General features: G+C 47.6%; 10 protein-coding genes. 9 read left to right on the top strand and 1 reads right to left on the bottom strand.

All coding sequences use genetic code 11. The features are described 5' to 3' along the window. Nucleotides 1–56: 56 nt before the first annotated feature. Nucleotides 57–590, bottom strand: coding sequence for an acyl-CoA thioesterase (locus ACKKE8_RS24605; protein ID WP_409175322.1), 534 nt, complete (start codon nucleotides 588–590; stop codon nucleotides 57–59). Between the two features lie 543 nt (nucleotides 591–1,133). Here ACKKE8_RS24605 and ACKKE8_RS24600 point away from each other — a divergent pair. From ACKKE8_RS24600 to cydC, 9 genes are all read left to right on the top strand, one after another. Further along, on the top strand, nucleotides 1,134–2,078 hold the full coding sequence (locus ACKKE8_RS24600) for a GNAT family N-acetyltransferase (RefSeq protein WP_409175321.1): 945 nt from the start codon (nucleotides 1,134–1,136) through the stop codon (nucleotides 2,076–2,078). A gap of 233 nt (nucleotides 2,079–2,311) precedes the next feature. After that, nucleotides 2,312–4,036 (top strand): stage II sporulation protein P, encoded by a 1,725-nt coding sequence (spoIIP, locus tag ACKKE8_RS24595; RefSeq protein ID WP_409175320.1) that lies wholly within the window; start codon nucleotides 2,312–2,314, stop codon nucleotides 4,034–4,036. 143 nt (nucleotides 4,037–4,179) lie between these two features. Then, the gene (locus tag ACKKE8_RS24590) at nucleotides 4,180–5,046 is read left to right on the top strand and encodes a pentapeptide repeat-containing protein (protein ID WP_409175319.1); all 867 of its coding nucleotides are present in this window, start codon (nucleotides 4,180–4,182) and stop codon (nucleotides 5,044–5,046) included. A gap of 500 nt (nucleotides 5,047–5,546) precedes the next feature. Next, nucleotides 5,547–6,131 carry a sigma-70 family RNA polymerase sigma factor gene (locus ACKKE8_RS24585; protein ID WP_409175318.1) on the top strand — a complete coding sequence of 195 codons (585 nt, stop codon included), beginning with the start codon at nucleotides 5,547–5,549 and terminating at the stop codon, nucleotides 6,129–6,131. Then, nucleotides 6,121–6,876, top strand: a complete 756-nt coding sequence (locus ACKKE8_RS24580) for a hypothetical protein (protein ID WP_409175317.1) — start codon at nucleotides 6,121–6,123, stop codon at nucleotides 6,874–6,876. The genes ACKKE8_RS24585 and ACKKE8_RS24580 overlap by 11 nt, the downstream gene beginning before the upstream one ends. Before the next feature lie 456 nt (nucleotides 6,877–7,332). Further along, nucleotides 7,333–8,748 carry a cytochrome ubiquinol oxidase subunit I gene (locus ACKKE8_RS24575; protein WP_409175316.1) on the top strand — a complete coding sequence of 472 codons (1,416 nt, stop codon included), beginning with the start codon at nucleotides 7,333–7,335 and terminating at the stop codon, nucleotides 8,746–8,748. After that, nucleotides 8,738–9,751 carry a cytochrome d ubiquinol oxidase subunit II gene (cydB, locus tag ACKKE8_RS24570; protein ID WP_409175315.1) on the top strand — a complete coding sequence of 338 codons (1,014 nt, stop codon included), beginning with the start codon at nucleotides 8,738–8,740 and terminating at the stop codon, nucleotides 9,749–9,751. Before ACKKE8_RS24575 ends, cydB begins: the two co-directional genes overlap by 11 nt. Then, nucleotides 9,751–11,496, top strand: a complete 1,746-nt coding sequence (gene cydD, locus ACKKE8_RS24565; RefSeq protein WP_409175314.1) for a thiol reductant ABC exporter subunit CydD — start codon at nucleotides 9,751–9,753, stop codon at nucleotides 11,494–11,496. The genes cydB and cydD overlap by 1 nt, the downstream gene beginning before the upstream one ends. Then, nucleotides 11,493–13,250, top strand: coding sequence for a thiol reductant ABC exporter subunit CydC (gene cydC / locus ACKKE8_RS24560; protein ID WP_409175313.1), 1,758 nt, complete (start codon nucleotides 11,493–11,495; stop codon nucleotides 13,248–13,250). Before cydD ends, cydC begins: the two co-directional genes overlap by 4 nt. Nucleotides 13,251–13,256: the final 6 nt, after the last annotated feature.

Below are 13,256 nucleotides of genomic sequence, written 5' to 3'. Positions count from 1 at the left end.
TTTTTTAATTGTGTCTACTTGACAGGGGTAAGACCAAGGAAAGGGACTTTTTCCGCTTATGGGGTGTTCATTAATGGCTCCCAAGGACGTCTCGTTCCGAGCATATCCGCGAGATGCTTATTGTCCTTGCGACGAACTTTCCGTTTCTCCGCTCGCTTTTCAGCACCATCGTGCAAGAATTTTTCCTCTTCCGTCTCTGGAACGATCTTGGGCACGGGGGTAGGCCGCCCATCCTCGCCAATCGCGACAAACGTCAGAAAAGACGTAGCACAGACAGTTCGAACGCCCGTTAGCAAATCCTCCGCAACAATTTTGACAAAGACCTCCATCGATGTGTTATGCGTCCATGTGACGAAGGCTTCGAGTGCAACCTCATTGTCCACCCGGATCGGCTGCAAAAAGTCGACGGAATCAGTAGAAGCGGTAACGACTGGTCCCCGGGCATGTTTCATGGCAGATATCGCAGCAACATCGTCGATATGCGCCATCAGCCTGCCGCCGAACAGCGTATTGTGATTGTTCGTATCCGGGGGCAGCACATGGCTTGCTTTGAACGTGCGCGACTCCCGAACAAAACGTTGAATCGTCATAAAATTAGCTCCCTTCTTTCTTGCAATCGGATTATGAATGATGACAATCTTCTCTCCTTTTCATTGTTCCACAAAAAAATGGATCTATTCCTCTTCGAAAGAGTTTCTGTTGGGTCTACTTGTACTGACCTTTATTGGGGCGAAACGGCAAAAAGAGACACTAATGCTGTTGCCACGAACGTCATTTGCCACTATACTTGTAAAGTAGTTTATGGATAATAATGGAATGGTTGTTGCTACGACCGTCTCTATATCGAAATGGTATGCAAAGAAAACAGCGGAAAGGAGGGTATCCACATGAAAAAAAGATCATTAATGTCTTTGTCAAAAGGAATTGGATACTCAACCGCTGTTTTCTTTGATCTGGCTAAATCACGGGAGAAGTATGTCCAAAAACGGATATAGCGACCATCCTTTGATGTAGTAGGATTCATCAGGATACAGTGGAAAAACTCCACAGGTCGCATTCCTGTGGTTTTCTTTTTAGGGCACCGCAGGATTTCCTGTGGTGTTTTTTTATTTCGAAAAAGGGAGATGGATTGTATGCAAGGAAACGGAGAGAACATTTACGTAAGACTGGTACAGGAAGCGGATGCACAGAGCCTCTTGGCGCTTGAAGTGAGAAACAGAGACTTCTTTCAAAACTTCACAGGGACGAGAGAAGAGGCGTTTTACACGCTGGAAGGCCAAATCGACAGGATCAAGAACGCGATGGCTTTGAAAGAAGAAGACAGAGGGTACGTCTTTGTCATTGCGAAAAAAGGACAGGATGAAATCATTGGGGAAGTCATTCTTTCAGAGGTCGTAAGAGAGAATCTGCAAAGCTGCTGGATCGGCTACTTCCTGGACAAAGAGCACAATGGAAAAGGCTACATGACCGAAGCGGTAAAACTCGTCGTGGCTTATGCCTTCGAGACACTAGGTCTTCACCGCCTGGAAGCAGGTGTGATGCCGCATAATATAGGCTCGATCAAGGTGCTGCTAAAAGCTGGTTTTCACAAGGAAGGGATTGCCAAGAAAAACGTGAAAATCAATGGTCGGTGGGAAGATCATCAAACACTCGCGATCGTGAAAGAAGAACAAACCGACCAGGTGAAGCCCATGGTCCAGCGCAAAAATCCTAGTACAGTTGCTTCGCCTATGGGACCCTATACACATCTGACGGTCGTACCAAAAGGAGCCGATTTGCTCGTACTTTCTGGGCAAGTAGGAATGGACCTTCACGGAGAGTTGCCGACAGATATGAAAGAACAAGTCGAAAACACGCTACAAAACATACTGCGCAATTTCGAAAGTGAATCAGTAACTGCGGATCATATCATCAAAATCAATATATGGGCAACCGAGGAAATGGATTGGAAGCATTTTAATCAGGTGTGGGAGAAGTTTCACGGGGGGACACCGCCAGCGATGACGATGTCTTACGTCCCAGCATTGGCAGTCCCTTCGCTCAAAGTGGAGATAGAAGCTTGGGCAGCGAAATGGTAGGAAGGAAATAGAGGAGAAAGAAAAAGGGTGAAGCTTTTCGCTTCAGCCTTTTTTCTGTAACTTTTTTCTAGCAAAAACGTCACTATTTTCAGGAGATAGAATGATCGTGAAGTTATTGCTGTTTTGACAGCAAAAGATGTCAAAACATGAAGGAATATGCGGACGAATCGAGAAGTTCTTTCTATTAGCTGGATTTTCCAATAATACGAAAAAAACAGAGGGGAACGAGGAACTTGCTTTTACGAGTAAATGTCAGCTTGCTAGCTGTTTTCTTCCTGATTTTGCTGATGCCTCTGTCCATTGCGCGAGCGGCCACTCATGTAGACGTGGCGGTCGATCAGTTAAATATTCGAAGCGAGCCAGGTACGACTACCCAGATCGTCGCAACACTCAAAAAAGCCACGAGGTTGCCAATCACCAAGCAGCAAAAAGATTGGACTCAGGTAAAGCTGCCGAACGGCAATACCGGATGGGTCAATAATAAGTATGTGAAGATGATAGAAGTTCCACAGATCAAATATGTCAAAAGCAATGTGGACATGCTGAATGTTCGGGCAGAACCAAATGCCACTGCACAAATTCTGCAGATCATCGACAAAAACGGTGTGTTTTTGCAAATGAAAAAGCAAGGGGAATGGGCACAAATTAAGCTGTCTGATCAAAAGAACGGCTGGGTGAAAGCCAGTTACTTGACGGAGACAACAGCACCACCACCAAAACCACCCCAGGTACCAGCACAAATCCCAGACCCGACAACAATTCCAGCACCCCCCCCTCCTGTACTCCCATCCAATACGGGGAGTGAATTCGGACAAGGGACAATCGTATTAACCGAAGGCTATGAAGTTTATGCACAACCAGATATTCTTGGTACCGTCATTGGTCAAATCCATGGCGGGATGACAATCAATCATTACGGATATGCAAATGGTTGGTACACCATTAACTTTAACGGTACCTATGCCTATATTTTCAAACCAATCGAACAGACTGGGGGAGTTCAGCCACCGGGGGCACTTACACCGGGGACTTTGCCAGTTTCAACACCTCCCTCTGCACAAGAACTACAGATTCGCGTCAAAAATCCTGATTCTAACATCCGAAATGGTCCCTCAACCGATCATGCAATAATCGGAAGCGTTCAACCCGGACAAGTATTCCCGGTTGTACAAACAGTAGGAGACTGGTACATCATCAGGCTGGCAGACAATTCGACCGCCTATATCGCGGGGTGGATCGTAGAGAAGATTCAACCAGCTGGTACTCTGCCACCGACAGGAGCAACGTACGAGTACAACAGTGGGATGATTGGAAACGAGAAAGTGTATATCTATCACACCCATAACCGTGAGTCTTGGCGAAATGTTGCACGGAACCAACAAGGGAGCTCGGTCGATGATCCTGAGATCAACATCACGCTTGTTGGGAAAAGGCTGGGCGAGCTGTTGCAAGCAAGAGGCATTTCGGCAATGGCGAGCCAGGACGATTTCGCTCAGAGGCTGAGGGAACAAAATAAAAGCTATTCGATGTCTTATTCCGAGTCGTACAAGGCGGTAGCGGCAGCGGCTGCAACTAGTCCGCACTTGCAGTACATATTCGATATTCATCGAGACAGTGATGAGCCACGCAGCAAGGTAGCGATCACGATCAATGGGAAAACCTATTCCCGGATGCTGTTTGTAATCGGAACAGCGAATCCGAACCATCTGGCGAACAAAAAGCTGGCGGAAGAGCTGCACGCCCGTCTAGAAGCCTCTTATCCCGGTTTGTCGCGGGGGATTATCCTGAAAGGTTCAAATCAAGGGAACGGGGTGTACAATCAGTCCATTTCCGAGGGAGCCCTGCTTTTGGAATTCGGTGGTACGAACAACACCTTGGAAGAAGGCTATAATACAGCAGAAGCCTTTGCCGAAGTCTTCGGGAATTACCTGATCGAATCTCAAATCGCATTCAAATAAACGGTATTGACCGTTTATTTGAAGACCGCAAGCGGTCACATTCTGTTTTATGAAAAACATCGAGATGTTTTTCACAGGTACAAGTAGCACGATTCTTTTCGCCACACGCGAGAGAATCGTGTTTTTTTCCAGGAGGATCATTTATGGCTACACATCAAGAAAACATACAATCGACTGACAATAAAAGTCGCCGTCATCTTCAAGGAGACTGTGAGAGCTGCTTTGGCTTGTGCTGTGTGGCATTGCCTTTTGCCGCTTCCTCTGATTTTGCTATCAATAAAGACGCAGGCAAGCCCTGTAGTAACTTACAGGCAGACTTCCGGTGTGGTGTTCACACAAAGCTGAGAGACATCGGCTTTCGCGGTTGTACTGTCTACGATTGTTTTGGAGCTGGCCAAAAGGTGTCTCAAGTCACTTATGGCGGCCAAGATTGGCGTAAAGAACCCGGGTCAGCGAAGCAAATGTACGAAGTATTTCCGATCATGTGGCAGCTTCATGAGCTGCTTTGGTATATAACGGATGCGTTGACCAAGCAAGCTGCCCAGTCCCTCCATCCTGCATTGAAGGAAGCGTTGGATGAGACACAGCGCCTGACGGATCAGAGTCCTGAGGAAATCCTGAAGCTGGACGTCGCTCTTCATCGAGCAAAAGTTAACGAACTATTGTTGCAGACAAGTGAACTGGTACGTAAGGACGCGGTTGCCAAGTACAAAGGGGGCAAGCAAGGAAAATCCTTTGGCCGAGGCGCTGATCTCATTGGTGCCAAGCTCAAAGGCGATGATTTACGAGGAGCCCAATTACGCGGCGCTTATTTGATTGCTGCTGATTTGAGAGGAGCAGATTTGCGGGGAGCTGACCTCATTGGTGCAGATTTTCGCGATACAGATGTGAGCGGAGCGAACTTGACGGAGACGTTGTTTCTCACGCAGGTCCAGCTCAACGCGGCGAAGGGCGATGCAAGCACCAAGCTGCCACCTTCGTTCACGCGTCCACCTCACTGGGCTAAATAAATGAACCAAAAGCAGGATGTCATTCGTTGACAGCCTGCTTTTTCCAGTCACTTGTTTCCACCTAAGACCAGATTCATTTTTTACGAGTCTGGATTTGAATGCAACCCAACTATTTCTATTACTTCGACTACCGCTACTCTTCTCGAACCTTCCATAAAATATCCGATCACCCCAAGCTCTATGATCATCCTCAAATTCAGGATGGATAGCAAAGATGCCTATTATGCTCGTGTCATCTCCATCGTAAGAAAAATCACTTCGATATCCTTGAAACGGCGTCACCTTTCTTCCGCCTTCATTTTCAGAGTAAAATCGGTACTTTACTCGAAAATCAGCGGGGTGTCTCCTTATTTCTTCATAGGGTATCCACACGTTATTTCCTCCGATCTTTGAAAAACGTTGTTAATACATTTCTGCTTTTGCCGTATTAACTATCGTGAGGCTCACAATCAAACAAATTGCGCAATTTGTTTATTCCATCCAGAAGGGAGGGGAAGTAGTTGGAGATTGCCCAAGTGAACACAGGCATCTGCCAAAAAGAAGAACATAAAAGCCAAGCGGAAAGCATGTCGACCGAAAATTTTGCCCAAATATATGGTGCGTACTATAAGCGCGTCTACAAATATATTTGTTATCGTATCAATAATCACTACACAGCGGAAGAAATATGCAGTCATGTGTTTGAAATGGTGATATCAAAATACAGCAGCTTCTCGCCGGATAAATCAAACTTTGAGGTCTGGTTGTTTGCGATCGCCAGAAACGCAGTGACAGATTACTTCCGCTTACAGAAGAAAAGAATGAGCTTTTCATTGGATTCGATTCTGAATCTGGTCTTGCCGAAGTCGTCACCGGAGGACATCGTGATCCGCGACGATAATCATCAAGTCTTATTTCAAGCACTGGCGAAGCTGAGTGACAAGGAGCGCAATATCATCGCCATGAAATATGCGGCTGGTCTTAAAAACGCAGAAATTGCAGAACTTCTTGGTGTCAGTGGTTCAAATGTTGGGGTCGTGCTCTACAGATGCTTGAAAAAGCTGCAGATGGAATTGCAAAAAGGGGGCTTCCGTTATGAAGAGTGAGCAGGATCTAGACGATTTTCGTGAACTCACCGACTTGCTTACTGATCTGGAATTAGATGACGCCACTCCAAAAGCCAACATATACAATCGGTTGAAATTCAAATTGGAATCAGGAAACATACAACTACATGATAGTAAAAAGGACGGGATCTCTATGAAAACGAATAAATGGAAAGCTGCCACAGTTAGTACTGTTGCTGTTGTTTGCCTTTTAGGTGCATTCTCGACTACATCGTTTGCCCAAGGAATGCTCCAAACGATCTTGGCACGCTTTCAGGTCGGGAACATGGAAATTACCCAATATGATAAAGAGCTGCCTGCTGAACAGTCCAATCCCCAAGGAATCGAGATACCTATAGAACACAAGGCCCCTCCACAGATGACATTGGAAGAAGCACGCGCAGCTAGCAAAATGGACTTTCCCGCACCGACATGGTTGTCAGAGAATTATTCCTATAAAAACACGGTCGTTCATGGCGAGAGTATGGTAGAAATTCAGTATGAAAAAGGGAAAGAGTTTATTTCCTTGTTGATTTCAAACGGTGGCGAAAACGGCATCAGCACGACAGAGGGTGTCAAGATCGAAACCATTGGCGGAAAAAAGGTATATTTCGCCAACGGAATCGTGATTTGGGAGCATGAAGGATTCACGTACGAGTTGTACCAGATGGCAGAGAAGAGCTTTGATGCTGCGACTATTGGTAACATCATCGATTCCTTGTCAACGAAATCCGCAAAAAAATAAGCGGTTGTTACTTCACCACGTACCCAGGCACCACCGGCTTCGATTGCTTTTCGAGGTCGGTGATCGTCTGGGTATTTTCGATAACTGCCGAGATATTTTAAAAGAAAATGAACAAATTACACATTCAATAAAATAAGTGAAGGCGCATAAATCTAGTTTAAATCAAGGAAAAATCCGAAACAGTCACAGACTGTTAAAAATCATGTAACGAATCGGACACCCTCTAGGGTCAAAAGTCCTGCTACAATTACACATGACCGGAAATATACAGGGTAAAACAAAAAACTCTCTCACGAAGATAAATGCGAAAAGGGGGTTACAGGAGAGAGAATAATTTGTGAATTTTTTCACATATATTTGTGATATTTTTCACAAAGTCGTAATAAATGCGGGTTTCCCCACTGATATAATTCCGGTACATAAAGGCCAAAACGCGAAGAGAAAGGGATCTTGTACATGGATATAGTGGATTTGGGACGACTTCAATTTGCGATAACAACTATCTTTCATTTTGTTTTTGTGCCGATTTCCATTGGGCTGTCCTTATTAGTAGCCATTATGGAAACGATGTATGTGGTAAAAAAGAATGACTTGTACAAAAAAATGGCCAAGTTTTGGGGAACCTTTTTGCTCATAAATTTTGCTGTCGGGATCGTGACAGGGATTATGCAGGAGTTCCAATTTGGGATGAACTGGTCTGATTTCTCACGATTCGTCGGCGACGTATTTGGAACACCGCTAGCGATTGAGGCCCTCTTAGCATTCTTCCTCGAATCGACTTTTATTGGACTTTGGGTGTTCGGTTGGGATCGTTTGTCCAAAGGTGTGCATCTCGCATGTATTTGGCTCGTATCCATCGGAACGATTCTTTCGGCTCTTTGGATTTTGGCAGCCAACTCGTTCATGCAGCAGCCAGTCGGCTTCGCTATCAATAACGGACGTGCAGAGATGGTTGATTTCTTCGCTCTCCTTACCAATGGACAATTACTATATGAATTCCCCCATACCGTATTTGCGGCATTTGCGACAGGTGCCTTCTTGGTAGCAGGTATCAGTGCTTGGAAGCTGATGAAAAAACAAGACGTTACATTCTTTGTACAATCGTTCAAAATCGCGATCGTGGTAGCATTGATTTCCTCGCTTGCTATTGCTCAATTCGGTCATGGTCAGGCACAGTATTTGGTTGCTACCCAGCCAATGAAAATGGCAGCGAGTGAAGGGCTGTGGGAAACAAGCTCAGACCCAGCTCCTTGGACGGTTTTTGCAACGATTGATCCTGAAAAACAAGAAAACGGCTTTGAAATAAAAATTCCTTATTTGCTTAGCGTTCTGACGTACAACTCACTTTCAGGTTCTGTACCGGGTATGTTGGAATTGCAGGCAGAGTATGAGAAAACCTACGGTCCAGGAAACTACATTCCACCAGTTCGGACGACCTTCTGGAGCTTCCGCATCATGGTAGCGGGCGGTAGTGCATTGATTTTGCTGGCTTTGTACGGGGCATATCTGACCATCCGCAAAAAGCTGGAACAGCCAAACAAGCGGTTCATGCAGCTGATGGTTGCGGGTATCTCACTACCATTCATCGCAAACTCAGCAGGGTGGATCATGACGGAGGTAGGTCGTCAGCCGTGGACGGTATTCGGGCTACTGCGTGTTGAAGATGCGGTTTCGCCAAGCATTAGCACAGGAGAGGTATGGTTCTCTCTCATCGCCTTCACGACGATTTATCTAATCCTGCTTTGCCTCTTGGCTTATCTGTTTGCTCGTGTGGCCAAAAAAGGACCGGATATGGATAGTCATGAGGAAGTAGAGGATTTACAGCTTCAGGATCCATTTGATCGTGTAAGGAGTGAACGTTATGGAGCTTAATGAACTGTGGTTCCTGCTCATTGCCGTTCTGTTTACCGGATTTTTCTTTCTCGAAGGCTTCGACTTTGGTGTGGGCATGGCGACGCACCTGCTATCACGAAATGATCTGCAAACCCGGGTTCTGATCAATACGATTGGCCCGTTCTGGGATGCCAATGAGGTTTGGTTGATTACAGCCGCTGGTGCGATGTTTGCAGCGTTTCCGGAGTGGTATTCCACGATGTTTAGCGGCTATTATCTCGTGCTTACGTTGATTCTGCTTGCGTTGATTGGACGCGGGGTAGCATTTGAATTTAGAGGCAAAGGGAAAGGTGAGGCTTGGAAAAAGACGTGGGACGCAGCGATTCTGATTGGAAGCTTTGTACCGCCGATGTTGTTCGGAATGGTGTTTGCCAGTCTGGTGAAGGGTGTGCCGATTGATCAGAATATGGAAATGACTGCTGGCTTCTCTGACATTGTGAATGGATACTCGTTGTGGGCTGGAGTGACAGTTACAGGACTATGCTTGCTGCACGGTCTAAACTTTATCTCGCTGCGCACGGTAGGCGAGCTGCGTGAAAAATCACGTGTACTGGCAGGGAAGCTGTTGCCAATGCAAGCGGTTCTCATGGCGGTACTCGTAGGGTGGACCTTTATGGTAACCGATCTGTTTGAGCGCCAGGGTGTTTTGTTGACAGCAGCTGTACTCTTAGGTGTTGTGGCTTTTGTACTGGCTCGTCACTTCTTGAGACAAGGCAGGGAAGGGTGGGCTTTCGGGATGACAGGTGCGATGATCCTGTTGACGTTCGTCTCGATGTTTATGGGTTTGTTCCCACGGGTGATGGTCAGCACGATTGATAGCGCGTTTGATTTGACCCTCTATAATGCAGCTTCGAGTCCATATACGTTAAAAGCAATGACCATTGTTGCAGCAGTGCTTTTACCGTTTGTGCTAGCCTATCAGGCTTGGAGCTATTTCGTCTTCCACAAACGGGTCACTGAAAAGGATCATTTGGAGTACTAATGGACAAGGAATTGTTCCGATTACAAGGAATCCGACCGGTTATGCTGCTGCTAGCCGGTCTTTCCCTCCTGCAAAGTGCGGTGATTATCGGTCAGGCACTGCTTTTGGCGAAGTCGATCGCGATCTTGTTTGAAGGTCAAGCGGTTCAGATGGCGTATCAGCCGCTTGCACTGTTTTTGGTCATGATAGCCGCTCGTCATACTATCGTTTGGCTGCAAAAGAAAGTCGCTGGCCGTTTTGCTGAAGCTTCCAGTGAGTCTTTGCAAGAGCGAGTTTTATCCCGATTGTTCGAGCGTGGTCCACGTTTTGCCGCCAGTGAAGGAAGCGGAAAGCTTGTTACGCTTGTCCTGGAAGGTGTAGATCGTGTACGTACCTACCTGGAGTTGTCTGTTCCGCGTACGCTAGATATGGTTTTTGTTACGTTTCCGCTTCTGGCATTTGTCTACATGAAAGATGTTATTTCTGGACTGATCCTGACGGTAACGATGCCTGTTCTTATTGGTTTTTTTATCGTACTCGGTCTGGCGGCGCGTAAACAGGCAGACAAACAATGGCGCTCGTATCGAATGCTATCCCATCATTTCACCGATTCGCTTCGCGGGCTTGCGACGCTCCGGTTTTTGGGACGCAGCAAAGACCATGGGGAGACCGTCGGAAGAGTAAGCGATCAATATCGGTCCGCTACGATGCGTACGTTGCGCGTGGCCTTCTTGTCTTCTTTGGCACTCGACTTCTTCAGCATGCTGTCGGTTGCGTTTGTGGCGGTCGGTCTTGGGTTGCGGCTGATAGAAGGAAACTTTGGATTTGAAACGGCATTGGTCATCCTGATTCTTGCACCGGAATACTTTTTGCCAGTACGGATGCTGGGATCGGACTACCACGCCTCATTAGATGGCAAAGAGGCGTTGGGAACTATTCGTACCATTATCGATAGTGGCGCTCTGGATGAACAAAAGGAGAAAGCACAGGCAATGGATAGTCAGACGTCTCTGACAGGCAGATTGGATGGAACGATTACCTTGTCCGATATTCGTGTCGTCGGTGAGGATGGCAGACAGCTACTGGGTGAGGTAACTGCGGAATTGGGCAGCAACATGAGAAGAGTGGGCATTGTAGGGGAGAGCGGGGCTGGAAAATCAACTCTCCTCGGAGTGCTAGGCGGTTTTTCTGATCCCGACGCTGGCGTGATACAAATAGATGGGCAACCCATTACGGGGGAGGCGAAACAGGAGTGGCAGCGGCAAATCGCTTACATTCCACAGCATCCGTATTTATTCAATCAATCATTGGCGGATAACATTCGCTTCTATGAGCCGGAAGCGACGCACGAACAGGTGGAGCAGGTGATTCGTGATGTCGGTCTGGGAGAGCTGGTGGACAGTTTGCCAAATGGCTGTTACGAAATCATTGGTGAAGGGGGCCGCACGTTAAGCGGCGGACAGGCACAGCGGGTTGCCTTGGGACGTGCACTTCTTGGCAACCGACCAGTGATTTTGCTCGACGAGCCGACCGCTCACTTAGATATTGAAACGGAATGGGAGCTAAAACAGACTATGCTGTCGGTGTTGGGGGACAGGCGCGTATTTTTGGCCACACATCGTTTGCATTGGATGCGAGACATGGATTGGATTTGGGTGATCGACCAGGGACGACTGGTGGAAGCGGGTACCTATGAACAGCTCGTTGCACAAAAAAGCCTATTTTATCGGTTGTTGACAGCTGGTGCCAAGGGGGAGAAAGGATGAAGGAAGCGCGAGAAGGCAATCAGGGGTGGTTTCTTCCATACTTTCGCCAGTTTTTTTGGCAGTTTGCCGCAGCGGCTTTGCTGGGAACCTTGGCAGTGGCATGTGCGGGCGCTTTGCTGTATACGTCCGGGTATTTGATCTCTCGCTCCGCACTCAAGCCCGAAAACGTCTTAATGGTCTATGTTCCCATCGTACTTGTCCGGGCTTTTGGCTTTAGCAAAGCAGTCATTCAGTACCTGGAGCGTTTGGTTGGACACGATGCAGCTTTGCGTGTGTTATCGCGTATGCGTGTGCGTTTGTATCAGGCCATCGAGCCGCAAGCGCAGCTTCTCCACAATCGTTTTCGTACGGGAGATCTGCTTGGTGTACTAGCGGATGACATCGAGCAACTACAGAACGTCTATCTGCGCTTTGTGTTGCCAGCTGTCTCGGCAGTCCTCCTCTATGGGGCAGGTATTGTGGCACTGGGAAGAATGGACGGGATGTTCGCGCTGCTAATGGCGTTGTACTGTGGTTTCCTGCTGTTTGTTGCACCCGCAGTAGTCTTGTGGTCATCCATTGCCAAGAGTCGTCGGTTCAAGCAGGAGAGACAGGCAGCATATCGAGAGCTGACAGATGCTGTTTTTGGCATGAGTGACTGGATTCTCAGTGGTCGTACAGAGCAGTTTCTCCAGATGTTTACAAGGCGGCAAAAGACAGCTGCCCAGATCGAAAACTCCATTCGACGCGGAGAATGGCGAGTCCAGTGGATGTCGCAGTGTGCAATCGGTGGAGCCATTGCCTTACTGGTCATCTGGGCGGGGGGACTTGCCGCTGCGAATCAGATTCCTGCGACGTTGATTGCTGCGATTGGGCTGGTCGCATTTCCGTTGATGGATGCGTTTGCCCGTATTTCTGACGCTGTTGTACGAATGCCAGAATACAAGGAGTCTCTGGGGCGGCTTCGGGAGATCGAGGGCAGTCGTCCATCCATTGTAGAAGCGCAGAAGGAAAAGGTGGCAGATCAAGCTGGGGGCAGTTTGAAGCTCGATCATGTTCGTTTTCGCTACCCACAAGCCAGCAATTGGAGTGTGCAGGACGTGTCTTTTGAGGTGCCTCAAGGGGGAAAAATTGCGTTGCTCGGTCGCAGCGGTGCTGGCAAATCGACGATACTGAACTTGATTCGAGGTGCTATACAGCCGGAAGCAGGTCAGGTGACAATAAATGGACAGCCAGTCCAGTCAGAAGAGGATTCTGCTTGTTTGTTTTCCGTGTTGAATCAGCAGCCGTATTTGTTTGACACAACCGTAGCCAATAACATCAGGCTTGGTCGACCCGATGCGTCAGATGAAGAAGTGCGTGCTGTGACAGCTCAAGTGGGTCTGGATCAGCTGATTGAATCCCTACCGGACGGTTATCAAACACGGATGCAGGAAACCGGTTTGCGCTTCTCTGGAGGAGAAAGGCAGCGTATAGCCCTTGCCCGGATTTTGCTGCAAAACAAGCCAATTGTTCTCCTTGATGAGCCGACGGTGGGATTAGATCCGTTGACTGAACGCGATCTGATGGCAACGATCTTCCGTGTCTTGCACGGGAAAACATTGATTTGGGTGACTCACCACTTGAGCGGTGTAGAGCAAATGGACGAGGTCATTTTTATGGAGCATGGAGTCATCTCGATGCGAGGGACACATGAGCAGTTGTATCAGGACAATCCAAGGTATCGCAACCTGTATACAATGGACTGTCCGTTGGCGTCCGAGTTGGAAAAATAAGAAGAG

This window comes from Brevibacillus fortis, from assembly GCF_046196545.1.
GTDB classification, from domain to species: Bacteria; Bacillota; Bacilli; order Brevibacillales; family Brevibacillaceae; genus Brevibacillus; species Brevibacillus fortis_A.
The sequence above is the reverse complement of the archived record's forward strand: the minus strand, read 5'-3'. Positions and strand labels throughout refer to the sequence as shown.

Bases quoted from the DNA above. Each gene is read 5' to 3' on its own strand.
- ACKKE8_RS24605 (WP_409175322.1), bottom strand. From the start codon at position 590: ATGACGATTCAACGTTTTGTTCGGGAGTCGCGCACGTTCAAAGCAAGC.
- ACKKE8_RS24600 (WP_409175321.1), top strand. From the start codon at position 1,134: ATGCAAGGAAACGGAGAGAACATTTACGTAAGACTGGTACAGGAAGCG.
- ACKKE8_RS24590 (WP_409175319.1), top strand. From the start codon at position 4,180: ATGGCTACACATCAAGAAAACATACAATCGACTGACAATAAAAGTCGC.
- ACKKE8_RS24580 (WP_409175317.1), top strand. From the start codon at position 6,121: ATGAAGAGTGAGCAGGATCTAGACGATTTTCGTGAACTCACCGACTTG.
- ACKKE8_RS24575 (WP_409175316.1), top strand. From the start codon at position 7,333: ATGGATATAGTGGATTTGGGACGACTTCAATTTGCGATAACAACTATC.
- cydB (WP_409175315.1), top strand. From the start codon at position 8,738: ATGGAGCTTAATGAACTGTGGTTCCTGCTCATTGCCGTTCTGTTTACC.
- cydD (WP_409175314.1), top strand. From the start codon at position 9,751: ATGGACAAGGAATTGTTCCGATTACAAGGAATCCGACCGGTTATGCTG.
- cydC (WP_409175313.1), top strand. From the start codon at position 11,493: ATGAAGGAAGCGCGAGAAGGCAATCAGGGGTGGTTTCTTCCATACTTT.